The sequence below is a fragment of the Erythrobacter sp. SN021 genome (genome assembly GCF_021864455.1).
In genome coordinates this window covers 482,729-507,709 of sequence record NZ_JAKKUW010000002.1, presented here as the reverse complement: position 1 = coordinate 507,709, position 24,981 = coordinate 482,729, and the positions used below count along the sequence as shown (strand labels likewise).

Here is a 24,981-nt window from a genome sequence, read left to right as displayed (position 1 = left end):
ACGCGATTGGGCAAAACCGCGCCGGGCATGTTCCCCAGCGGGGATTCGGCTGGCTAACCACATGCGAGTGACAGCGCAGATCACCATTGGCCACGAATCTTCCGGCAAGCCGGTCGAGTTCGATATCGAGGAACTCCTCGCCACCCGATTGCTCGTTCAGGGCAATTCGGGCAGCGGTAAGTCGCACCTTATCCGTAGGCTGCTCGAAGAAAGCGCCGGGATGGTCCAGCAGGTGGTGATCGATCCGGAAGGCGACTTCCCCTCGCTGGCCGAGGAATTCGGCCATGTGGTGATCGACGGATCGGCCTATTCGCCGGGCGAGATCGAAGCGCTGGCCCGGCGCATCCGCGAACACCGCGCGAGCGTTGTGCTCGATCTCGACGGGCTGGAGGTCGAGCAACAGATCCGCTGCGCCGCCCAGTTTCTGACCGCGCTGTTCGATGCCCCGCGCGAACACTGGTATCCGGCGCTGGTGGTGGTCGATGAGGCGCAGATGTTCGCTCCTGCGGCGGCTGGCGAAATGGCCGAGGACACGCGGCGCATGACGCTGTCGGCGATGACCAACCTGATGTGTCGCGGACGCAAGCGCGGCCTTGCCGGGATTGTCGCCACCCAGCGGCTGGCCAAGCTCGCCAAGAATGTGGCCGCCGAGGCCTCGAACTTTCTGATGGGGCGGACCTTCCTCGATATCGACATGGTCCGCGCCGCCGACCTGCTCGGGATGGAGCGGCGGCAGGCGGAGCGTATTCGCGAGCTCGAACGCGGGCATTTCCTCGCGCTCGGGCCGGCGATCACGCGTGTGCCGCTGGCGGTGAAGATCGGCCCGGTGAAGACCGGCCACGCCGTCCGGAGCGAAGGGCTGATGGCGCTGCCCGATACGGCGCCCGAAGATATGGCCGCGTTGCTTACCACCGATCTGGCTAGCGAAGTCGCCAAGGCGCCGCCGCCGCCGCCCGCCCCGCCGCCCGCGCCACGGGTCGAGGAAGTGGCCTACAGCATCGCCGGGGCTGAGGAACGCCAGGTGGACACACCTGCCGAGCCGGTCGACACCTCCGCCGTTGCCGCTCGGATAGCGGAAATCATCGGCGACCTGGCGCAGGAGGAGGGGATCGCCTTCCAGTCGGCCAGCGCGCAATACCAGACCTTCCTCACGCGGTGCCGCCGCGAACGGCTGATCGGACCCATGCCCGACATGCGCGCTTTCCGACGCCGTTTCGCGATCGCCGGGGCCGGGCTGGCCGAACTCGACGAGACGCTGCAGGCGCGGATCATGGACCTTGCAAAGGCGGTCGAAGAAGACCTGCTGGGGCCTTTCCTCGTCATCGCCAAAGCCGCCCATGCGGGCGAGACGCAGGTAGACGAGAACGAACTGGCGCGGGCTTACGGCACGAGTTCGCCAGGGCGTATCCGCCGACTGCTCGACCATCTGGAGCGGCAGGGCCTGGTCGTCGTGCGCGAGGATTTCGGCGGCGATCGCACGGTGATGGTACCCGGCCTCGAAGGTATAGAAGCGGGATAAACCGCTCGTCGATACCAGTGTGTCGGTCGCCGAGGCCGAACTTTCCCGCGATGGCGGATTGGGCCAGCGTTATCCGCGCGTATTTTCTGCCAATCAGACTGTTCGGGGGACTGCCCATGCAACGCCATACTTTCGCCGCCTTGACCCTTGCCCTTGCCGCCACCGCTGCCAGCCCCGCGCTGCTCGCTGCGCAGGACGTCCCGGGATCGGGGATCGTTCCGGCAGCCATCGGCAACAGCGAAGAGCGCCCGATTGCCTTTGCCCGGTCCGTTCCAGCCGATGCGGCGCTGGCGGTGGTGATGACCGATGCGGGCTTGCCCGAAGGCGTGGACGGCCTGCCCGTCGATGCGCAGGCGCGAATCGCCGCTGCCGAATTCGCGGGGAAGGCAGGCGAATTGCTCGACCTGCCTTCGGCCGCCGGATCGCCGCGCATCGCCCTGTTCGGCGCTGCGGGTGAGGACGGGCAGCCGATCGATTGGCGCGTCGTCGGGGGGCGGATCGCTCAGGAACTGGCCGAAGAGGATGCACCGATTGCCGTGGTAGGCTTGCCGGGCAGCGATGCCATGGCGATGGCCGGGCTCGGCGCAACGCTCGGACAATACCGGTTCGACCGCTACAAGAGCGACCGGTCGGCCAAGCCTTCGCAGCCGATCACCTTTGTCGGGGCGCAGGGCGCAGAGGCGGCCGCATCGTGGACCCGCCGCCAATCGGCACTGGCAGACGGCGTGCGCTTCGCCCGCGATCTCGTCAACGAACCGGCCAGTGTGATCTACCCGGAAAGCTTTGTCGCCCGTACGCAGGCCCTTTTCGCAGGCGTGCCGAATGTCTCGATCAGCGTTCTCGATCAGGCGGACATGCGGCGGATGAACATGGGAGCTATCGCCGGTGTCGGGCAGGGCAGTCGCCGCCCGCCACGGCTGATGATGATCGCTTATCGCGGGGCGTCGGGCGCTCCGATTGCGCTGGCCGGCAAGGGCATCACTTTCGATACCGGCGGCATTTCGATCAAGCCGAGCAGCGGAATGGGCGCGATGAAACGCGATATGTCGGGCGCGGCGGCTGTGACCGGGGCGATCTACAGCCTCGCCAAATCGGGGGCGCCGGTCCATGCGGTCGCGGTGGCGGCGCTTGCCGAAAACATGCCGGGCGACAACGCCCAGCGGCCGGGCGATGTGGTGCGGACCATGTCGGGCAAGACCATCGAGATCGTCAGCACCGATGCCGAAGGCCGCCTCGTCCTGTCCGATGCCATCGAATATGTCGTGCGCGAAGCCGATCCCTATGCCCTGGTCGATATCGCCACGCTGACGGGCTCCGTCGGAAGGGCGCTGGGGCCGGAATATGCGGGCGTCTTTGCGCGGGACAAGGCTTTCGCCGAAGCGGCGATCGCCGCAGGCGAGCGGGTAGACGAGCCGGTGTGGCAGTTGCCGCTGCACGAAACCTATCGCAAGGCCGTTCGCGATTCCGAGATTGCGGATGTGGTCAATGGCGGCGTGTCGCCCGGTGCCAGCTCCGGCGCGCATTTCATCGAGTATTTCGTGCCCGAAGACCTGCCGTGGATTCACATCGACATGGCCTCGGTCGACGATGCGTCGACCAGCTCGCCGCTGGTGCCTGCCGGATCGAGCGGATACGGTGTGATGCTGCTCGACGAGCTGGCGCGTAGCTGGCGCCCCCGATAAATCCGGCGAGCTTTGCCAGACGCGGTCGACGTGGCGCGCGCCCCTTGCGGTGGGTGCCACGCGGTTTACCTATGCTTTTCATACGCCCGCCGGACTTTCTGCGGCGAGGGCTTGTGTTGCATAATCGCCACACTATATCCGTACGGCAATTCTTGACTGGGGTGTTTGCATGAATCTCGAAAAGTTCACCGATCGCGCCAAGGGCTTCCTGCAGGCGGCGCAGACCGTCGCCATTCGCATGAACCATCAGCGAATTTCGTCGGCGCATTTGCTGAAGGCGCTGCTCGATGACGAAGAGGGCATGGCCGCGCAGCTTATCCAGCGAGCCGGGGGCAATCCTGGCGTGGCGATTACCGAGGTGGACAATACGCTGGCCAAGGTGCCGGCGGTGTCGGGTGGGGGGGCGCAGCAGACGCCCGGCCTCGACAATGATGCCGTGCGCGCGCTGGATCGGGCCGAACAGCTCGCCGAGAAGGCAGGCGACAGCTTCGTTCCCGTCCAGCGGCTGCTGCAAGCGCTGGCGCTGGCGGGTAATGATGCGGGCAAGGCGCTGAAATCGGCAGGTGTCGACGCGAAGTCGCTCGAAGCCGCAATCCAGGAAGTGACCGGCGGTCGCACCGCGGACAGCGCCGGTGCCGAAGAAAGCTACGATGCGATGAAGAAATATGCGCGCGACCTCACGCAGGCAGCGCGCGACGGCAAGCTCGATCCTGTGATCGGCCGCGATGAGGAAATCCGCCGCACGGTGCAGATCCTCGCTCGCCGGACAAAGAACAATCCCGCCCTCATCGGCGAGCCCGGAACCGGCAAGACCGCGATCGCCGAAGGCCTGGCGCTGCGCATCGCCAATGGCGACGTGCCCGACAGCCTCAAGGGCCGCACGCTGATGGCGCTCGATATGGGCGCACTGATCGCGGGCGCGAAATATCGGGGTGAGTTCGAAGAGCGCCTCAAGGCCGTGCTCGACGAGGTGAAGGGCGCCGAGGGGCAGATTATCCTGTTTATCGACGAGATGCACACGCTGATCGGCGCAGGCGCGAGCGAAGGCAGCATGGATGCCTCCAACCTGCTGAAGCCTGCCCTGTCGCGCGGTGAGCTGCACTGTATCGGCGCGACCACGCTCGACGAATACCAGAAGTATATCGAGAAGGATCCCGCGCTCCAGCGGCGCTTTCAGCCCGTCTATATCGACGAGCCGAGCGTCGAGGACACCGTCAGCATCCTGCGCGGCATCAAGGACAAATACGAGCTGCATCACGGTGTGCGCATCACCGATGGCGCGATCGTCGCCGCGGCGCAGCTCAGCAATCGCTACATCCAGAACCGCTTCCTGCCCGACAAGGCGATCGACCTGATGGACGAAGCCGCCAGCCGCATCCGCATGGAGGTGGAAAGCAAGCCCGAGGAGATCGAAGGCCTCGACCGCCGCATCATCCAATTGCGGATCGAAGAGCAGGCGCTGCAAAAGGAAACCGACAGCGCTTCGAAGGATCGTCTGGAGTCGCTCCGCAAGGAACTGGCCGAGCTGGAACAGCAATCGTCCGAACTGACCACCCGCTGGCAGAACGAGCGCGACAAGATCCACGCCGAAGGCCGGATCAAGGAACAGCTCGATCAGGCCAGGCTCGAACTGGAACAGGCGCAGCGCGCCGGCGACCTCGCCAAGGCGGGCGAGCTGCAATACGGCCGCATTCCCGAGCTGGAGAAGAAGCTCGAGGAAGCCTCGGGCCAGACCGACAATGCCCTACTCAAGGAAGAAGTGACCGAAGACGACATCGCCGGTGTCGTCTCTCGCTGGACCGGCATCCCGGTCGACAAGATGATGGAAGGCGAGCGCGAGAAGCTGCTCGACATGGAGAATATCCTGTCGAAGCGGGTGATCGGGCAATCGCAGGCGATCGACGCCGTTTCCAAGGCCGTGCGCCGCGCGCGTGCGGGCCTGCAGGACCCGAACCGACCGCTGGGCAGCTTCCTCTTCCTCGGCCCGACCGGTGTCGGCAAGACCGAACTGACCAAGGCGCTGGCCGGCTTCCTGTTCGATGACGATACGGCCATGGTCCGCATCGACATGAGCGAGTTCATGGAGAAGCACGCGGTCGCTCGCCTGATCGGCGCGCCTCCGGGCTATGTCGGTTACGAGGAAGGCGGCGTGCTGACCGAGGCCGTGCGGCGCAGGCCCTATCAGGTGGTGCTCTTCGACGAGGTCGAGAAGGCGCATAGCGACGTGTTCAACGTGCTGCTGCAGGTGCTCGACGATGGCCGCCTAACCGACGGGCAGGGCCGCGTGGTCGATTTCAGCAACACGCTGATCATCCTGACCAGCAATCTCGGCAGCCAGTATCTCGCCAATATGGATGACGATCAGAAGGTCGAGGATGTCGAACCGCAGGTGATGGATGTGGTGCGCGGGCATTTTCGCCCCGAATTCCTCAACCGGCTGGACGAGATCATCCTGTTCCACCGCCTGGCGCAGGAGCACATGGCCCCGATCGTCGAGATCCAGGTCGCGCGGGTGCAGAAGCTGCTCAAGGATCGCAAGATCGTGCTCGACCTGACAGACGCCGCGAAGAAGTGGCTGGGGCGGGTTGGCTACGATCCCGTCTATGGCGCGCGCCCGCTCAAACGCGCGGTGCAGCGCTACGTGCAGGACCCTCTGGCGGACATGATCCTGGCGGGCAAAGTGCCCGACGGATCGAAAGTGAGCATCGACGAGGGCGATGGGGAATTGGAGATGGTGGTGGGATGATGCCCTCACGCCCGCCGTCTCTTTTTTCTTGCCCGCTAGGCTTGGGCGTCGTGCCTCGCTAGTCTGCAACCCCTGTACCCGCAATGACGCGGTTTGAGAGGGAGGATCGATTTCGATGAGACAGTTGCACGGCGCCGCCGCACTCGGGGTGATCGGAGTAATGATGGCTGGCAGCGCGGCTTATGCCCAAACGCAAAGCGCATATGCGCTTTGCAGCCAAATTGAGGACGATGCCGCGCGACTCGCATGCTTCGATGAGACCTATGCACGTGAAACGACTTTGACTGCGACCGCTGTTGAGAAGGCAGAGGAAACGCGCGTCGAGGAATTCGGTCTGTCGGGCGAACAACGCCGTGCGCGGCGGGAGGCCGAGAGTGTCGCCATGCCAGCGCCTGCTCCTGCCTCTGGCGCCGAGGCTACGCAGGAAGGTGCTGCACTAAGCAGCCGGGTACGCGAGGTTTTCACTGATGATGCCCGGCGTGAGATCATCCTCCTCGAAAATGGCCAGATATGGAGGGCGAAGTCGAACCGCAGTTTGCGGGGCGGAATTCGCGCTGGCTGGACCGCAGAACTCTCGCGGAGCTGGTCGGGTGGCTATCGGATGAAGTTCAACGAGCGTTCCGGCTTTCTTTCGGTTGAGCGGATCAAATAGAGCCGCGCGCTGATGCCGCCCATGAGGCCAACAAAAAAGGGGGGCCTCGCGGCCCCCCTTCTCGTTTTCGTTGTGGATACCTGAACTTAGAAGTTGGTGGTGACTCGGAAGAGGAACTCACGTCCCAAGAAACCATCGGTGTACTGGGTCGTGCTGAAGCTCGGGAACGGTGGCTTTTCCCCTAACAGGTTGTTGACTGTGAATGCGGCTCGGAAATTGTCGTCGATCTCCCACCCGATCGTCGTGTCGAAGACAACGTAGTCGCCGACCTTGGCAAAGGGTTCACTCTGGTCTTCTTCAAGGTCGAATGAGGCGCCTGACAGGTAGTTACCGGTGAACGAGATCGAGAACGGACCAGTCGAGTAACGAATGGTGGCATTGAACTCGTGCTTGAAATCACCAATCTCGCCACGGTCGTCATCAAGAACTCCGACGACTGTGAACTGCGACTTGTCGAGGTAGAAGTAACGCGCGAGGAGGTCGATATCGCCCAGGTCGCCGTCACCACCGAACACGTCGCTCAAACCGAAGCCGTAGCGGGCCGAAGCCTGCAGACCGGCGAACTCGAACAGACCGGCGTTTGACTGGCCCACCTGCGCGCCTGTAATCTGACCGTCCGGACCGCGAGTAAACTGATCACAAGTCGGAACGTTCGGGAAGTTCGGGTTGTCGTAGCATGACCGCAGCACGTCGGTGAGGTCGAGAGTGACAATCGCGTTGGCCAGCTCGATGTTTACCCAGTCGGCCGTGATCGTAAGACCCGGAATAAAGGACGGCTGCAGGATGACACCTGCGGTCCAGGCCTTCGATTCCTCGTTGAGCAGATCGGGGTTACCCGACTCCGTGATTTCCTGAGACGCTTCGTTGATAATCGAGTCGAAATCATCTCCCAAGCCGTCCGCTGTACAATTTGCCTGCCGGGTTGCCGGTTGCGCACCTTGATCGCGGAATTCTAAATCGCATGGGTCGTCTGCAAATGAGAAAACCGACACGCCAGGCAGGAACAGCTCGGTAATGGCCGGAGCGCGCACCGATTCGGTGTAGCTGCCACGGAACGTCACATCGGGGACCGGAGCCAGCACACCGCCAACCGACCACACTTCGGCCGAGCCGGCCCGGCTGTTATCGATGTAACGGATCGAGGCGTCGAACTCGAGACGATCGATGAAAAAGTCGTTACTCGGCTGGATCACCGGGATCAGCACTTCGCCGAAGAACTCATTGGTGCTGAACGAACCGGCAACCGGCGCGATTGCGACCGAACGGCCGAGGCCCTCCTGAAGGAAACCATCAGGTGTGAACGTCTGTTCTTCGCGGCGGTTTTCGTAACCGACGTTGAAGGCGACCTCGTTGTCGAACAGATCGAACAGCCCACCGCCGAAGTTGACGTTGAAAATGTTCTGCGTGTTCGTCGATTCCGCCAGCGTTTCCGCCGTCACGAAGTCGATGGCCTCGGGCGAGGCAACGCCCTCGCCGAACAGGTTGAGCGGCACGCAATCCGTCACAGCACGTGTCTGCTCGGGCGTGTTCGGCTGCCCAGAACCTTGTGCCGTAGGCGGATCAAGCGTCACACGGCACACGATCTCACCCGTGTCGGGATCGGTAACCGCGTCGATAGCATTCAGGAAGTTCGCCTGGACGAGCGCCGTCGACGACGAAACCGCCTGAGACTTACCGTAAGCGTAAGAGACGTTCCAGAAGAAGTCGCGATTGCCCAGCTGCAGATCGCCCTCAAGGCCACCGACGATGCGGAACAGCTCGAGCTGCTGGAAGTTCGGGTTCGAACCGCCAAGGAGGTCGAAACCAGCCCGCTGGATGAAGAAACGGGTGTCGTCATTCACTCCATCTCCATCCCGATCGAAATTAAGATCGGTTACTCCGTCATCGTCGGCATCGAAATTGCCGGCAATAACACCTCGCGCCTGATCGCTAAGGAACGGGTTTGAAATCACTAAACCCAGAGCGCGGCTGTCGCCGCCAAAGAGTGCAGACTGGTAGACCGGCTGATTGGCCAACTCCTCGGCCTGTGTATGTGCATAGTTCGCTTCGAAGAACATGCGGATGTTGTCTGTAACATCGTAATGACCAAGAGCGAAAACGGAGTAACGCTCAAGGTCGGAGAGCACTTGGCTCGACCGGTTCAGATTGAGGCCGTCCCCACCCGACGAACTAACGATGTCCTGCGGATCTCCCGGATCGTAACTCACCAGATTACCGCTGCTATCGAACTGCACGCGGTCTCCGTCATTGTTGGTAAGCCAAGAAAGCCCACCCGTGCGCGAAGGAAGCCCCCCGGCGGTCAGGATGGAGATGCGGCGATTGAAGTAGACGTTTGTTGCACTTTGGCGGAAAAAGTCATTTTGCCCATACGGCGTGTCAAGAAGAAGCACACCGTTCTGATTCTGGTACTCGAAGTTGACCGCGATGTTACCGCGGCCATCGGCGAAGTTACCACCGACGGTAGCGTTGGCGAGATAGGAAGCGCCGTACCCTTCTTCGAAGATGCCGTACTGGCCGGTGACTTCGAGACCTTCGAAATCTTCCTTGAGGATGAGGTTGACGGTACCGGCAACAGCGTCCGAACCGTAAGTTGTCGCGCCCTTGACCGCGAGAACGTCGACGCGCTCAACCAGCGAAATCGGAATAACGTTAAGGTCGACCTGGAGCCCGGCGGCCGCGCCGCCGAAGTTCGATGCCGTGTTCGAGGACACGAAACGGCGACCGTTGACCAGCGTCAGTGTGCGCTGGGTGCCGATGCCGAACAGGTTGACGAAGTTCTGACCGACCGAGTAGCCGGACTGACCGCCCGCGCTCGAAACCGGAGTGCCGAAGCCCGGCACTTCGTTAAGCGCCTGCGCGACGTTGGTGAAGGCACGCTCTTCGAGCTCTTCTTCGCCGATGGCCGCGACCATCGGTGCCGCGCTTTCGATTTCCGGGCGCACAATACGCGAGCCGGTCACCACGATCGCGTTGCTCGGCGGAGCAGAGGCGTCTTCAACGGTCTCGTCTTCGTCAACATCCTGCGCGAGCGCCGGCGTGGAGATCGCCATGGCAGCGAGGCCAGCACCGGTAAGCAGCGCGGCCCGACCACCCAAGGTGGCAAAGGTCTTTTTCATGATTTGCAGTCCCCTAAACTCGAGCCGGATTGGTCCGGCTAGTGTGCCGATAATAGCAAGCCGTAAGCGCAGACGCAAGCAATGCGTCGCATAAATGGGTCCTGCATCTTACTATCCATGATGGAGAGTCACCAAATTGCCACACTTTTGGCCGGGCGGGACGGTTGTATGGACGGTTTGTGACAACGGGGCGGGCGCGGCGCGGCTCGTCCTGCTCTCGACGTATGCTGATACCTGCTGTGGTCTGCCGACAAGAGCATCGGGCGTGGTCGGTTGGCCAACGCACTTTTGCTACCGCGAATGCCTGTTGTGCAAATTCACCGGAAACTTTGATGAACCGAATGCTGATCTTGTCCTCGCTGCGCTCCCCGCTTCTGCACAGGAAGTTCCGACCGCCAGCCCGGCGCTTGAGGAATGCCGGTTATCGGCAGCTATGGCACGGGTGGTAGCGACCGCCGTCCTACCATCGGCAATTACTTCAACTACGGCACCTACGACTTCCTGGGTCGTTCGGTGTTCCTCAACGTGACCCGCTCGTTCTGACGGTTTCCGAGAGATTGAATTGAGGAAAGGGGCGGAGTGATCTGCCCCTTTCTTTTTGCGCGAAGCGCACTGGCCGCGCCGCCGGCAGACCGCAAGCGTAGCCTCTTCTCACTGCGAAAAGGCGTAAGAAAAAGGGCGAGGATCGCGATCCTCGCCCTTTGGCAAATCCATTAGTGGCCCTGGACTCTACCGGATGCGACTGCCCTTGATCCCGCGTTGATTGTTGATGCGCAGGAAATAGGAACTGAGCGCACCGCTCTTTATTAGCAGCGTGTCGCCCTTGCGCGGTTCGAGCAGGCGCCCTGGTACGTCGTCGACCCGCCAGACCGCGCCTTCCGCGGTCCTGAGGATATAGCCCGTCGAGTGCGATCCACTGACCGAAGCGATGGTGGTTTCCATTTGTGAAAACTCATCCTCGTCTTCGCGGTCGTCATCGCCCTTGCCGAAGATGCCGAAATCGGGAAGCGAGAAGCCGAAGAGTTTTCTGCGGGTCTTGCGAACCTCCTCGCGATCGACAAGCTTCAGTTCGCCCGCCTCGCTCGCTCCAACCATGGACTCGGCGGCGGTATCGAAACAGGCGAGCCGCGTTGCCGGGTCGCTCTCTGCCTGACAGGCCTTCAGTGCTTCCAGATAGGCGTTTGAAGGTCCCTGGTCATCGTCCATTGCGGCCGCAGCAGAGGCGCTGAATATGACAGCGAGAGCGCAAGAGGCACCGATCTGAAAATAGCCAAGGCGTCGCACCAATCTCTCCCGGGTCATCCTTTGAGTCCGCTAGAAGTCTATCGGAGCAGAAAATGAAAGCTACCTTTTTCGTCCAATTGTGTTCGACCCTGATGGACCGACCGTGTTAGGGAACGAGGGAATGTAGAATTGACAGGGAGTATCAGTATGAAATCGCGAACCCTTTGGAGCGCAATTGCCTTCATCGCAATCGCTTGCGCACCGGCGAGCGCGCAGCAGCCATCGGAGGGCGACAAGAGCGAAGAGGCCGTTGAGACAACGGGCGAAAAGTCGAATCTCGACGAGGTGATTTGTCGGACGTCGAAGGCGACCGGGTCGCGTGTGCGTACTTCGAAGCGGTGCCTGACCCGACGCCAGTGGACTGTGGAGCAGGCGCAGAATCGGCGCGATATAGATCGCGCGCAGACGTCTCGCGGTACCAGCGACTAGCTCAGCCCCGCAAGCGAGCTATGACAAACAGCTACTCGGTCGCATAATCCATTCGCTCCGCCCACGGGCGGAGCGTTTTCATTACGGGCTCAAGATGATCGGCATAACGCCGCCAGCGATAGCTAGCGCGGGTATATAGTTCCTCGCCAATTTGCGAATAGCTCGCCGTTCTGACCGGACCTCGTTTCCGCGCAGTTTGGGTATGATCGAGCAGGCCGTCGCTCCATTCAAGGCCAAGCCATTCGACAATCGGCTGCAGTTCGGCCTTCGGATCGATCACGAGCTTCTCGTATCGAACGGCCCGCCAGTCTACATCGAACAGGTCCACGGCGCGATGCCACGCCCGCCAGACGGCGTCATAGGTTCTTGCGGCCTCGTCGAGCGAGGTGAAGCTGCGCATGGCGAAATTAAGCGAAAAATTCGCCATGAAGCAGCTCAGCACCACATCATACGGATGTCGCTCGGCGAGGATGATTTTCGCTTCGGGGAACAGCCGGTGGATAAACGGCACGCGCTGCATGTGGAGCGGGTGCTTGTCTACCAGCCAGCGTTGATCGTCCCAGCCCTCCTCGGCGGCCCGAGCGAAGTACTCATCGCGTAGTTCCCCGATCCGCGTTTCGTCGAAGAGTGCGATGTCCTCACCCTCGATGCGCTTGATGATGCTGGCCATCATAGGGCGTTCTTCCAGAACGCTAAGATCGTCCAACCCCATCAGCATGGTATCGAGCAAGGTGGTCCCAGAACGCGGGAAGCCGACCAGGAATATGGGGTCACGGCGTCCGTCTGTGACTTTCGCATCAGAGAAGGTGCCAGCCCAGTCCGCAGTGCACTTTTCCAACTCGGCCTCCACCCGTTCGCGATAGTTTGCACCACGCGCGGGATGCGCCTCGGCAACGGCGGACTGGTTCATTCGCTCGAAGGCGGCAAAGGCCTTGTCAGCATTTTCCAGCCGGTCTTCGATACCCCCGACAAGTTGCCAGCGGCGCATTGGCAGGACGGTTTCCGGAATCGCATCGGCCAGTCGTGCCGCTTCCTCGAAATTGCCTGCCCGGCGCGCTTCCCAAGCGAGCAGGAAATTGGCCTCGGGTGGCGCGCTGGCCTTGTCGAAAGACGCGACGAGTTCGGCAAGCTCGTCGGTGCGGTTGAGCTTTTCCAGGATCATGCCGTATTCGACATGCGCCTCCCCGAAACCGTCGGTCAGCTCGATCGCTTTACGAAATGTGGCCATGGCATTGTCCAGATCGTCGACCTGAGCATAGGCCATGCCGAGATCGATCAGCACGCGGAGATTGTCGGGTGCGATGCCATGCGCGTCTTTGAGAACCTTTAGTCGTGGCCCCCCACGATCGGCCAATCGCAGCAATTCGGCCAGATTGAGATAAATCTGGATATCCGCAGGGGCGAGGGTGATCGCTTGCTCAAATGCCGCAATCGCCTCGTCCCACTGTCTCTGCTCCATCAGCACGTTGCCGAGATTGTTGAGGCTGGCGAGGTCCGCGGGTTCTGCCGCTATCGCTCTGCGATAGGCATCAACCGCCGCCTCCAATTCGCCTCGCTGCTGGCGCACGAAACCTTCGATCCGGGCGAGAGAGGGCTCGGTCGAACCTTCGGCCATCGCCAGAGCTTCATCGAGCTGGCCGGCGCGAACCAGAGCAGCCGCGAGATTGTTTCGACTGGCCGTATCGCCAGGGTTGATGACCAGCAGTTCGCGAAGAAAGGGAATGGCTTTGTCGGTATTGTCCAGACGCAGGGCCGCCAGGCTGCCCACGGCGAGAAAAGGGGCGCGCTCGGAAGTCTTCGTCAGGCAATCTTCGACGATTGCCAGCGCACCGGCCGGATCGCTGGACCGCAGCCGTTGCATGGCTTGCATCAATTCCGCGGGAGGGGGAGCAGCATTCATCCGGTTCAACCAATTCAGCTCTGTTGGGGGCGGGCGATGTCGAACGCCACGGTCATGCGTTCGCCTGCGGAGAACGGGCGCGTACCATGCCACATGGTACTTGGAAACAGCACTAGCCTACCTTGTTTCGGCTCGACGAGCCTCACGGGTTCGAGGCCAGGCAGGATATCGCGGGATTCACCCAGCGTCAGCCAGCCGGAATGGTCTGTTTTACCGTCACCCCGATCCTGGGCCTGCCCGATTGTGTCGGGCAGTGCGATATACAGCGCGGAGCTGATCCAGCCCTTGCTATGGACGTGGTCCGAATGGAAGCCCTCGTCCTTGAGCCGAACCGACCACGATCCAGCGACGCGTAGCGGATCGCGATCCTTCAAAAGCGTCGGGTGTCCCGCTTCGAACGGCGGCAGTTGCGCTACATGATCAGCGACCTTGGCAAGGATCGCCTTGCGGAGTTTCCGGATTGGGGCGGAAGTGCGCAGCAATAGATTGCCGTCGGTCTGGGTGCCTCCGCGAACGGATTGATCCAACGGCTGTGCGCTAGCGAAATGCAAGTGGCGCAGATGCGATGCGAGCACGTCCAGATCGCCGAGAATGTTACCGAGATCATAGACGCTTATGAGCCGCTCGTCTGCTTCGAGCCAGCGATAGCGAGGGTTCTCCGTCAAACGCCAAGCCAGCGATAAATAAGGCCAGAGCAGATGATCATAGTCGCGGGCGATCACCGGTTCAATCAGCGCTGCCGCCTTGGCGGCTCGTCCGGCGCGAAGGTGATGGCGGGCGTGCAGAGAGGTGTCGTTGACACTAGAGCCTGGAGCGAGAGTGCCGAAGGTGGTGTCGGCCTCGGAGAGATTCCCCAATTCAGACATCGCATGTGCTGCCAAAACCCGGAGACTGGCGGGATCGCCCAGCTTGCCCCGGGCGTCCTGCAAACCGGCGAGCGCGCCTTCGAAGTCGAGCGCTTCGAGATGGGTACCGGCGAGCAAGGTCGTCAGTTCGAGTGAACGGGGCTGGCCAGCCAATGCCTTCGTAATGGTGGCATAAGGGTCGAGCCCCATCTGGCCCCGAATGTGCGCGGCATCGCGGTGGCCATCGATCCACAGAGGATTGGCGGCGAGCAGTATGTCAAGATGGTCGACCGCGTCGTGGGCTCGGCCTTCGTGGAGGAGTGCGGCTCCCATGCCGAGCAGGGCGTGGCCATCCGTGGGAGCCATTTCGACCGCGCGCTGAAATAGAGCGACAGCAGGCGCTCCCGCCTCCAGTGCGCAACGTGCGTGGGAATGGGCGATCAGCGGATCGGAAGGGGCAAGTTTCGCGGCCTGTTCGAAGGCTTCCAGTGCCAGTGTGCTGTCCTGCGCTGTGCGTGCTGCAAGGCCGAGGAGCTGCTGCATGCGAGGGTCGCGGGGAAATTTGCGCGCCAGCTTACGTGCGATTGGCAGCAGGATCTCCGCATGATCGTTCCTGAGCAGGTCGAGGCCGACATTGAAAGCGGCTGCCGCATCGGTCTGCGGAATCGCCGCAATTGCCTGGCGTGCTTCGGTACGGTTCACGGGGTTGGCACCTGTGTCGGATAACGTGGCAATGCCACAAACGAAAATGGCGGACCCGAAGGCCCGCCATTCCCTTTCTAGTCTGCGTGAGGCTTAGAATTCAAGCGTCACACCAGCGTAGATGTAGCGACCGATCGCGTCATACACCTGCGCATAGACGTTACCGTTACACGGACCCGACGGGCAGGCCTGTGAGCCAACCAATGGCGGTTCCTTGTCGAAGATGTTGTTCGCACCAATACGAAAGTCGAAGTGGTCACCGGCTTCGTAGGTAAACGCCAGATCGAAGTAGTTGACCGCCGGGAACCCGGCATTGCCCGGACGCGGCGGATCGCCGTTCGGGTTCGGGCCACCGGCAACGCCGTCTTCATTATCGACGCTGCTGAAGTGGCGCCAACGAACCGAGGTTCCGATGCCGCTGGCGAAGTCGAAGCCAACGCGCAGCTGGTGGCGCCATTCGGGGTTCGGACCGTAGCTCAAAACACCGGCCGAGCAGGTGTTGCCGAATAGGCCGGCACAGTCGTACTGCGGCGCCTCGTCGAAGCCCGGATTGGTGTAGAGGCTGTCCAGCCAGGTGCCGACGAAGCTGATGTTCAGACGGCCGGCATTGCCGATCTGTCTGTTGTAACCAGCCTGAAAGTCGATGCCTTCGGTACCGATACCACCGATATTGTACTGGATATCATTCACGAAGCCCTGCGGAGTACGCCAGAGCGAACCCGAGCCGTCACGATTGATCAATCCGCAGAAGAACGGATCGGCCGTTTCGGTGCAGACCGCCAGGATGGTATCCTGACCATAGCCCTGAATTGCGTCGACAAGATCGATCTTGAACCAGTCCACGCTGGCGCTGAAGCCAGGCAGGAACGTCGGGGTCAGAACGACGCCAACGGTGTAGGTGTCGGCCTTCTCCGGCTGCAGATCGGGATTGCCACCAATGAAGCCGTTATACTGCTGAGCTGGGTTGGGGCCGACCACCTGGCCGACACTGAGACCCTGAGCAAGACAGCCAACGTCAGCTGCAGTAATCACGCGACCTGAGCACGGATCGGTCGAGCCGTTCAGAGCAACACGGTTCGGAGCGAACAGATCCTGGATCGTGGGTGCACGCACCGCACGGTTGTAACCACCACGGATCATGATGTCCGGGATCGGCGACAGTTCCGCCTCGATCTTGTAGGTATCGGTCGTCGCGCCAGTCGAGTAGTCCGAATAACGGTAACCACCGGTGATGGAGAATTCGGTGAAGAACGAATCCTGCACGATCGGCAGGCGAACTTCGGTGAAGAATTCCTTGACGTCGAAGGAACCGGAAACGGGCAACGTTGCCGCACCCTGACCGGACAGGTCACCCCTCTGGAACGAATCGTCCGAGAAGAACTCCAGCTTTTCCTTGCGATATTCGGCGCCCAGAACGAGGCCGATACCTTCCGAAGCCCAAGGCGACTGCATGCCGTAGTCACCAAGCGAACCCGAGACATATGCCGAAGCGACCTGGGTCGAAACGACACCGCGGGCCAGACCCACGGTCGAGAGATAATCGGTCGCCTCTTGCGAAGGTGAGGTCGTACCCGGCGAGAAGATATCCCAGGGAACACAATTCGGATCGGTGCCGTCGAGAGCCGAGCGGCAGACCGGCGTACCGTCCGGACCGGTAACGACGTCGATTGCACGGTTGAGTTTAACGATCGAGAGGTCGTTCGTGTAGGTCTGGCTGAAGTTGGTGCGACCGTACTGATAATACGCGTCATACGACCAGACCGGGCTTAGATCGCCACGCATGCCGAGAACGGCGCGGTAGCTGGTGTGCTGAAGGTCGTCCCGGCGTGGGCCGCCTTCCACGTTACGGCGCAGAATCTGCGCGAAGCCGCGGTTGTAGGTGGCACCCGTGGTCGGATCGATGAAGTTGAATGCATCGACAAAACCGTCACCGTTCGTGTCGGACCCCAGCGGATTCGGTGTCCCGTCCTGCAAAATGGCCGGCTGATTGCCAACAACTGAGAACGCTTCGTTCGGATCGGGGCTGACGAGAAGATTCTCGTCGTCGCAGATCTGAGCAAGCTGATCGGGCGACAGGAGCGGGTTATCACAATTGATCGACAGCGTATTGCCGAAGTCACCCGACGGAGCGATCTGAGCGACTGTACGGTCGTCCATGAACATGAACTCCATATACGGATGCAGTGCGGGGCTGATCTCGTAATCGGCGAAGACACCGGCGGTGTACCGTTCATCGGGACGCTGGAAATAATTCAGCGGCGCGAAGTTGAAAGGGGTGAAGCCCGGAAGCAGAGTACGATTCGGGCCGAACTGATTGATCGTCGAGGTAAACGCATCGGCGATTCCGTCCGGCTGATCGCCGTTTGGTCCACCGCCGACGAGATCCGTTGGATCATCGAAGTCATCGTAGATGAAGAGCGTACCCTGGGGCGACGTTGCTGAACCACCGCAGGTGTAAGGAGGAGTACCCGAAGTTGTCGCAGAGAGCGAACAGGCAGAGTAGTCACGCGAAGCCTGAAGAACAGCGTTGACCTTGCGATAGCCGACATAACCCATCGCGCGGCCACGACCATCGTCGAAGCTGGTGCCGAAAGCGAGTGTGGTGTCGAAGGTTCCGCCATTGGTCGACATACCACGCGGGTAGCCGAAGCCACGTGCATCGAGCGCATCGGTGTAGACCGAATTGCCACGATTGTTGTGGTTGTAGACCGAATACTGGGTATCGAGCTTGAAGCCTTCGAAATCGGTATCCATTACGAAGTTGACAACGCCGGCCACAGCGTCGGCACCGTAGACTGACGACGCACCGCCGGTCAGGACGTCGACGCGTTCCAGCATCACCGCCGGAATGACGTTGATGTCGGCAGCCGAAGTGGTAGGGTCACCCGGGACGAGGCGACGACCGTTGACCAGAACCAGTGTACGTTCGGTACCGAGGCCGCGCAAGTTGAGGTTCGAGGCGCCGGTCGCGCCATTGGCATAGTTCCCGCCTTCTGCGGCAAAAACCTGCGGCAGCGAGTTGACGAGGTCTTCGACGCGGGTCGTACCCGTGACTTTGAACTCTTCATTGCTGATCACGGTGACCGGAGTGGCCGACTCAAGGTTCGGCTGCTTGATGCGCGAACCTGTGACGACGATTGCGCCCGCAGGTGCGGAGGAATCGACGCTTTCATCGTCTTCCGTCGCAACCTGGGCCATCGCCGGCTGCGCCAGAAGCGCAATGCCGAGAACGGCAGGCGCCGCGCTGGCTTTGAAGTAGGTGTGGAGTTTCACTTGATAATCCCTCTATTGATCGACCGACCCCTGAGGTCGGATCTCCAAGGAACCTCTGGACAAGGATGGTGGCCCGCAAGCGCTGAACGCTGAATACGTGTACGCAAATCCCTCCAGTGGAAGGCCGCATGTGCCTTTACGGACCCGGTCAATGCAAAGCTTTTGTTACATTGTGCACGGTTTGGCGTAACGGGTGTGACGCCTATGTCACACCTCGCGATCTACCCTAAACTGGGCCTCACGGGACGATTCGATGAACGTGAAGCTTCAGAATTCGGCCTCGCTTGACGTTTACGTAAGGCGGGCCTAGGCAGCCAGTCCCTATTCAAAACCTACCTACTTTCCTGTGCAAGAAGAGGATGATGATGCCTGAAGCCTATTTAGTCGAAGCCGTTCGCACCGCCGGTGGTAAGCGGGGCGGTCGCCTCGCGGGCGTGCATCCCGTGGATCTTGCCGCCAAGTCGCTCGATGCCATCATGGAACGCAGCGGGTTGGAGGCGAAGGCGATCGACGATGTCGTCATGGGCTGTGTCAGCCAGGGCGGCGAACAGGCGATGCAGGTGGGGCGCAATGCGGTGCTGGCCGCGAAACACCTTGGCGAGGGCGTTCCCGCAGTGACGATCGACCGGCAATGTGGGTCCTCGCAACAGGCGATTCAGTTCGCCGCGCAGGCCGTGATGAGCGGGACGCAGGATGTCGTCATCGCCGCCGGTGTGGAAAGCATGAGCCGCGTGCCCATGGGGTCGACCGCGATGTTTCATATGAAAGAGGGGCTGGGCAATTATAAGTCGCCCGGTCTCGAGGAGAAATATCCCGGCATCCAGTGGTCGCAGTTCATGGGCGCCGAGATGATCGCCCAGAAGCACGGTTTCTCAAAGGACGACCTCGACCGGTTTGCGCTGTCGAGCCACGAAAAGGCGATCGAGGCGACCAAGTCGGGCGCGTTCGCTGCCGAGATCGTGCCGGTCGAGATCGAGACCGCCGAGGGAACAGAGATGCATGCGGTGGACGAGGGCATCCGCTTCGACGCGACGCTCGAAGGTATCGCCAGCGTCAAGCTGTTGAGCCCCGAAGGCAAGATCACCGCTGCAAGCAGCAGCCAGATCTGCGACGGTTCCAGCGCGGTGCTGGTGGTCAGCGAGAAGGCTCTGAAGGAATACGGTCTTACGCCGATGGCGCGCATACACAATTTGACCGTGACTGCCGGTGATCCGGTGATCATGCTCGAAGAACCGCTCTTTGCGACCGATCGCGCGCTGCAGCGTGCAGGGATGAACATTGGCGACATCGACTTGTACGAGGTCAACGAGGCCTTTGCACCGGTCCCGCTCGCCTGGCTCAAGCACACGGGCGCGGATCCCGAAAAGCTCAACGTCAATGGCGGCGCGATCGCGCTTGGACACCCGCTCGGCGCGAGCGGGACCAAGCTGATGGCCACGCTTGTCCACGCGCTGAAGGCGCGCGGCAAGAAATACGGCCTCCAGACGATGTGCGAAGGCGGCGGCGTCGCGAACGTGACCATCGTCGAGGCGCTTTGATTCAATGCGAGTTCCCGCGTAGGCGGGAAACCGCGATCGGATTGACACGATACCCCTGCCTTCGCGGGGGATCAGGAAGAGGAAGAGATAATGGAAGTCAGCAGCAATACCCCCGCAGTCGTCACCGGTGGCGCGTCGGGGCTCGGTGAAGCCACCGCCCGCGCACTTGCCGCCAAGGGCGCCAAGGTCGCCATCTTCGACATGAACGAAGAAAAGGGCGAAGCGGTCGCCAAGGATATCGGCGGCGTTTTCTGCAAGGTGAACGTGACCAGCGATGAAGAGGTCGACGCCGGTTTCGCCAAGGCACGCGAGGCGCATGGTCAGGAGCGCATCCTCGTCAATTGCGCGGGCATTGGCAATGCGATCAAGACCGCCAAGCGCGACAAGCAGAGCGGCGAGATCAGCCACTTCCCGCTGTCGGCCTTCGATTTCGTGATCCAGGTCAACCTCGTCGGCACGTTCCGCTGCATCGCCAAGTCGGCGGCCGGAATGATGACGCTCGACCCGCTGAGCGAGGACGGCGATCGCGGCGCAATCGTCAACACCGCATCGGTTGCCGGTGAAGACGGCCAGATCGGCCAGGCGGCCTACTCCGCATCGAAGGGCGGCGTGATCGGCATGACCTTGCCCATCGCGCGCGACCTCATGAACGAAGGCATCCGCGTGAATACCATCCTGCCGGGTATCTTCGAAACGCCGCTGATGAACGCGGCCCCGCCTCAGGTAAAGGAAGCGCTGGCCGCCAGCGTCCCGTTCCCCAAGCGCCTCGGCAACCCGGAAGAATATGCCAAGCTCGCCATGTGCATGATCGAGACCGGCTATTTCAACGGCGAGGACGTCCGCCTCGATGGTGCTATTCGCATGGCACCGCGATAAACGGAACTTTTTCGGAATACGGCGGACCTGTTCCCCGAAAGCATGGAGCCCGCGCAGTCCTGTGCGGGCTCCTTCTTTTTTGCGGATCGTGCAAGGAGCGGGCCGGCCTGCCGCCTCTGGAATACCCGATCAGTCCGTCGACAGCAGGTGACGGGGGATGACTTCCTTGAGCTGGGCCATGGTGAATGGCTTGGTGATCGTCGGGACTTGCGCGAATTTCGAGTCCAGCATCGGTTCGCGGCCATAGCCGCTGGCAAAAACGAATGGCACGCCCGCGTCGAGCAACCAATTTGCCGCCGTGATCGAGGTCTCGTCCCTAAGATTGATATCGAGCAGGGCGAAATCGACCGAAGAGGTCTTCAGCGCGGTCAACGCATCGGCGCAATTCCCTGCCATCGTCACCCGGTCGGCGCCGAGGTTGAGCAGCATTCTCTTCTCGGTATTGGCGATCAGGAATTCATCTTCCAGGATGAGGAAATGCCGTTCGCCCGTCGAGGTGCTTTCGGGTGTTTGGCTGCGGTCCGAGGTTTGCGGCTGCGCGCGCTCGGTCGAGCGGGCGGTCTTTGGGGGCAGGTGCAAGCTAATCTCCATTCCCGATGTGCGAGGGCGGATGTCGACACTGCCGGAAAGCTGAAAGGGAACCGCTTCTTCGATCAGTGCGGTGCCCGTGCCGGGTTTGCTGACATCAGACAGAGGTGGTCCGCCGGTTTCCACCCAGTCGACGGTGAAACCGCCGTCGTCCAACAAGGTGGTCGAAATGGTGACGCAACCCGCATCGTTGCTCAGCGAACCGTATTTCACGGCGTTGGTCGCGAGTTCGTGGATGACCAGTGCGAGAATCGGTATCGAATCGAAAGCGACGAAAATGTCCGGACCTTCAAACCTCGAGCGCCGCTTTTCCGGTTCCGGCCCTTCATAGGGTGCCAATTCGGATGCTATCAGATCCTTCAGCGAGATTGCCGACACCTCTCCCGAAGTCATCAGGTCGTGCGCGGTCGAAAGCGCGGAAATCCGGCCCTCCAGCATGGTCTTGTATTGATCGATCTCGGTTTGATTTTTCGATGATTGTTCGATGAGGCTGGCAATCAGTGTGATGATATTGCGAACCCGATGGTTGAGCTCGTCGATCAGCAATTGCTGTTTTTTGTTGGCACGGTCCTTTTCACGCGCGTTCTGTTCGGTCAGCTTGAGGAGCACTTCGACGAACGTGGCGCGCAAGGCTTCGCCAGCGGCGATTTCGCGCTGTGTCCATTCATCCGAATAGCCGCGCACCGTTTCCTTCCATTCAGCGAAACCATCGCGCGGGGTCAGTTTGAAACTTCCCTTGGCGGCGATGGCGGGTTTCTCGGGATTGCCAGCCCATCTGACGCTCTTGGCCACTTCCGCACGGCACAGAATCAGATACGCGTCGGGCAGACGGGAAATTGGGATAACCAAAATACCTGCGGCAACATCCTTGAGTTCATCCGCATTCGCCAGATGATCGGACAACCGATCGATCGCGAACACTTCGGTCCGGTCGCGCTCCTTCACGAAATCGAGGATCGCTCCGGACAGAAGCTCGTCGGGAGCCTTACCATATCTGAGAAATTCGCCACCGATCTTCGCGATCACGCCATCACATGGGATAACGCTGGTGATGAGATCGCCGATTTCGTCGAAGCGCGCCGAAATCCTGTTCGTCGACGCGAAGCACGCTGTGATCCGCGAGTGCACCATTCGCGTGCGTGCGGTGAGCTGGCGTCGCTCGAGAGCACGGCTCTCGCTGATCTTGGAGGATAAGATCTGGCCGAAAAGCTCGGCAGCGGACCGCTTAAGTTGCGAAATCCGCAGCGGACCCTGGACATGGTGGCACGCTACAAGGCCCCACAGCCCATCGATATCCATCAGGGAAATCGACATGGATGCACGAACGCCCATATTCTTGAGATATTGGATGTGGACCGGCGAAATGGCCCGGCTGGCACACATGCTCAGGTCGAGAGGCGCGGCTTGGCTCCGATTTCCGGTGCTCAGCAGTTCCGCCGTTTCGGCATCGACATCGGCAATCGAGCGGATGGGGTTGCGCCGATAAAGGGCGCGGGCCTGCTGGGGAATGTCGGTTGCCGGATATCGCAGGCCAAGAAAGGACTCGATCCCGGGGCCTCGCGCTTCGGCGATGACTTCGCCGCTGCCATCGGCATGGAATTTGTAAACCATCACGCGATCGAACCCGGTCAGCTCGCGCATATATTCCGCGCCATCCTGGGCAACGGCGGTCACACCGCTCCTGGAATCGAAACGCGTGGCAGCGTGGCGGACCTGCGGCAAGAAGTCGGTCTCTGTCCCGCCAAGGCACTCCTCTATCTCGACAACGATGCCCCGCCTGGAACGAGTCACGTTGACATCCGCCGGACGGTCGGGGAGGAAACCGTCAGTGTGGAAGATGCATTCGATCTGGTCCGCACTCGATATTGTACCCGCCGCTGCGACCACGGCTTTCCATGCCGCGTCGGCGAAGAGGGTCTGGGCCTCGCATTTCGGCAGTTCGCTCGCATCGATTTGAAGAAGCTCGGGTGCGTTTGCCGAATAGGTCAGCAACTCGCCGGTTTCGGAGAATTCCAGCAGGACCGCGAAGCTCTGAACATGGCCGATGATGTGGATCGGCTCGCGATCGCAGCCTGTGAGGTTCATCATGGTCATCTTCAAAGTAAGTACACCTTTTCGAATCCCGTGCGAGTAAAAAAGGACCTTTGGGGAAGGGGTTGCTTGCCACACCTCATTTGTTTCTTACGTTGTAGGGTGCCGGGGTGTACGCGGCGGGTCTGCTCTCGCCAGTCGGAATATGCCCCCGCACCATACGGGCGATACTGTTTCGGCGCCGTCAGAAAACGCCATCGATTGCCGCCCCGACCAAGGCGTGCCACGATCTCCCCGACCCCGCTTTCACACCATGCCTGAAAAGCACGAAGGGCTACCAAGGAGAGACTACGCGATGACGGCTTTCACCCAGATTGTATTGGATAAGATCGACGGCGTTGCCACGATCACCCTCGACCGACCTGAAAAGATGAATGCTTTCACCGGCAGGATGGGCGCCGAAATCGCCGCGGCGATCGACGATACCGATGCCGACGACGAAGTGCGCGCCGTGATCGTGACCGGACGGGGCGAGCGCGCCTTCTGCGCCGGGGCCGATCTTACACCGGAAGATGGGGGCAGTGTTTTCTCCGACCCTTCGGCGGTAGACGATCTTGCCGACGAACGGGTTCGGGACGGCGGAGGGCGTCTGACCCTGCGCCTGTTCAGTTCCAGGAAACCGCTGATCGGGGCGTGCAATGGCGTGGCGGTCGGAGTGGGGGCGACCATGCAGCTTCCCTTCGACATTCGCCTGTGCTCGGAAAATGCGCGATTCGGTTTCGTATTCGCGCGGCGCGGCATCGTTCCCGAAGCGGCTTCGAGCTGGTTTCTGCCCCGGCTGGTCGGCATGCAAACCGCGCTCGAATGGTGCATGACCGGGCGCATCTTCGATGCCGACGAAGCGCTCGATCGCGGCCTGGTCCGCTCGGTCCATCCGCAGGGCGAATTGATGGATGCGGCGATGGGCATCGCTCGCGAGATCGCGGACAACACATCGGCCGTTTCGGTTGCGATGACTCGCGCCATGCTGTGGCGGCTGGGTGCCGGGGGCCATCCGATGGATGCGCACCGGATCGACAGCCGGGCGATCTACCGCCTCAGCCGTAGCGAGGATGCGAAAGAGGGGATCGCCAGTTTCCTCGAGAAACGGCCACCAGCCTATCCCGACACGGTGAGCGCGAACATGCCCGATTTCTACCCGTGGTGGAAAGAGCCGACTTATGAGTGAGTCCGGGCGATAAGGTTACAATCGCAACGGCCTTGCCAAGCCGGAGGCGCGGTTTAAAGGTATGGGCATGTCCAGACGTCAGCCCGCCCAACGCCTTGCCGAGTTCCTGCCTTACCAACTGTCGATCGCATCGAATGCTGTATCGACCCGGATAGCCGAACAGTACCGCAAGCGTTTCGCGCTCAAGACCACCGAATGGCGTATAATGGCGGTGCTGGGCGATCACGGCTCGCTGACCCAGCGCGATCTTTCGCAGCAGACCTTGATGGACAAGGTGCCGGTCAACCGCGCGTGTAAACGGCTGGAGGATCGCGGTCTGGTCCAGCGCTCGCCGAATGCCAGCGACGGGCGTTCGCATCTGCTGGAACTGACGAGCGAAGGGCGCGCGGTCCATGCGGGGATCATGCCGTTGGCCCTGAAGATCGAGAGCGAGCTGTTCTCGGTGCTAAGCGAGGAAGAATGCGCCAGCCTGCTCGACATGCTCGTGCGTGTACGCGATCAGGCGGGCGACTTCGACGCGGAAAGCCTGGCCGACTGAAAATCGGCCAGGCTTCCTGTGCGACTGGCGCAGG

Annotated in this window: 16 protein-coding genes; 10 read left to right on the top strand and 6 right to left on the bottom strand. The window is 61.3% G+C overall.

Translation table 11 applies throughout. The features are described 5' to 3' along the window. Positions 1-67 precede the first annotated feature (67 nt). The 4 genes from L5849_RS07065 (at position 68) to L5849_RS07050 (ending at position 6,599) form a co-directional block, all read left to right on the top strand. A complete protein-coding gene (locus L5849_RS07065; protein WP_236925081.1) occupies positions 68-1,519 on the top strand; it encodes an ATP-binding protein in 1,452 nt (483 codons plus the stop codon). Between the two features lie 116 nt (positions 1,520-1,635). Beyond that, positions 1,636-3,201, top strand: a complete 1,566-nt coding sequence (locus L5849_RS07060; RefSeq protein ID WP_236924979.1) for a M17 family metallopeptidase — start codon at positions 1,636-1,638, stop codon at positions 3,199-3,201. 169 nt (positions 3,202-3,370) lie between these two features. Next, positions 3,371-5,947: an ATP-dependent chaperone ClpB gene (gene clpB / locus L5849_RS07055; RefSeq protein WP_236924978.1), complete on the top strand. Its 2,577-nt coding sequence runs from the start codon at positions 3,371-3,373 to the stop codon at positions 5,945-5,947. Between the two features lie 115 nt (positions 5,948-6,062). Then, on the top strand, positions 6,063-6,599 hold the full coding sequence (locus L5849_RS07050; protein ID WP_236924977.1) for a hypothetical protein: 537 nt from the start codon (positions 6,063-6,065) through the stop codon (positions 6,597-6,599). Positions 6,600-6,685: 86 nt separating this feature from the next. Here L5849_RS07050 and L5849_RS07045 read toward each other — a convergent pair whose 3' ends face one another. Next, on the bottom strand, positions 6,686-9,715 hold the full coding sequence (locus L5849_RS07045; RefSeq protein WP_236924976.1) for a TonB-dependent receptor domain-containing protein: 3,030 nt from the start codon (positions 9,713-9,715) through the stop codon (positions 6,686-6,688). Positions 9,716-10,129: 414 nt separating this feature from the next. Between L5849_RS07045 and L5849_RS15925 the strand changes: the two genes are divergently transcribed. Further along, positions 10,130-10,258, top strand: coding sequence for a hypothetical protein (locus L5849_RS15925; RefSeq protein WP_255704012.1), 129 nt, complete (start codon positions 10,130-10,132; stop codon positions 10,256-10,258). Between the two features lie 186 nt (positions 10,259-10,444). On the opposite strand, the gene L5849_RS07040 is transcribed toward L5849_RS15925, so the two are convergent. After that, positions 10,445-10,921: a hypothetical protein gene (locus tag L5849_RS07040; protein ID WP_236924975.1), complete on the bottom strand. Its 477-nt coding sequence runs from the start codon at positions 10,919-10,921 to the stop codon at positions 10,445-10,447. Between the two features lie 225 nt (positions 10,922-11,146). Here L5849_RS07040 and L5849_RS07035 point away from each other — a divergent pair, with 225 nt between their 5' ends. Then, entirely contained in the window at positions 11,147-11,428 is a 282-nt protein-coding gene (locus L5849_RS07035) for a hypothetical protein (protein WP_115416136.1), read from the top strand. 31 nt (positions 11,429-11,459) lie between these two features. Here the strand turns inward: L5849_RS07035 and L5849_RS07030 are convergent, their stop codons facing one another. The 3 genes from L5849_RS07030 to L5849_RS07020 all read right to left on the bottom strand — a co-directional run bounded on the left by L5849_RS07030 (position 11,460) and on the right by L5849_RS07020 (position 18,148). After that, complete coding sequence (locus tag L5849_RS07030; RefSeq protein WP_236924974.1) at positions 11,460-13,289, bottom strand: tetratricopeptide repeat-containing sulfotransferase family protein; 1,830 nt, start codon at positions 13,287-13,289, stop codon at positions 11,460-11,462. Between the two features lie 53 nt (positions 13,290-13,342). Next, the gene (locus L5849_RS16125; protein ID WP_236924973.1) at positions 13,343-14,875 is read right to left on the bottom strand and encodes a putative 2OG-Fe(II) oxygenase; all 1,533 of its coding nucleotides are present in this window, start codon (positions 14,873-14,875) and stop codon (positions 13,343-13,345) included. A 93-nt stretch (positions 14,876-14,968) separates the two neighbouring features. Then, positions 14,969-18,148 (bottom strand): TonB-dependent receptor domain-containing protein, encoded by a 3,180-nt coding sequence (locus L5849_RS07020; protein ID WP_236924972.1) that lies wholly within the window; start codon positions 18,146-18,148, stop codon positions 14,969-14,971. Between the two features lie 365 nt (positions 18,149-18,513). On the opposite strand from L5849_RS07020, the gene L5849_RS07015 reads away from it, so the two are divergent. Together L5849_RS07015 and L5849_RS07010 are read left to right on the top strand one after the other, a co-directional pair. After that, positions 18,514-19,686 carry an acetyl-CoA C-acetyltransferase gene (locus tag L5849_RS07015; protein ID WP_236924971.1) on the top strand — a complete coding sequence of 391 codons (1,173 nt, stop codon included), beginning with the start codon at positions 18,514-18,516 and terminating at the stop codon, positions 19,684-19,686. 90 nt (positions 19,687-19,776) lie between these two features. Continuing rightward, positions 19,777-20,562 carry an SDR family NAD(P)-dependent oxidoreductase gene (locus L5849_RS07010; protein WP_236924970.1) on the top strand — a complete coding sequence of 262 codons (786 nt, stop codon included), beginning with the start codon at positions 19,777-19,779 and terminating at the stop codon, positions 20,560-20,562. 129 nt (positions 20,563-20,691) lie between these two features. Here the strand turns inward: L5849_RS07010 and L5849_RS07005 are convergent, their stop codons facing one another. Then, positions 20,692-23,235, bottom strand: coding sequence for an HWE histidine kinase domain-containing protein (locus L5849_RS07005; protein ID WP_236924969.1), 2,544 nt, complete (start codon positions 23,233-23,235; stop codon positions 20,692-20,694). 301 nt (positions 23,236-23,536) lie between these two features. On the opposite strand from L5849_RS07005, the gene L5849_RS07000 reads away from it, so the two are divergent. Continuing rightward, positions 23,537-24,409 (top strand): crotonase/enoyl-CoA hydratase family protein, encoded by an 873-nt coding sequence (locus L5849_RS07000; RefSeq protein ID WP_236924968.1) that lies wholly within the window; start codon positions 23,537-23,539, stop codon positions 24,407-24,409. Between the two features lie 67 nt (positions 24,410-24,476). Beyond that, positions 24,477-24,947: a MarR family winged helix-turn-helix transcriptional regulator gene (locus L5849_RS06995; RefSeq protein ID WP_115416142.1), complete on the top strand. Its 471-nt coding sequence runs from the start codon at positions 24,477-24,479 to the stop codon at positions 24,945-24,947. Positions 24,948-24,981: the final 34 nt, after the last annotated feature.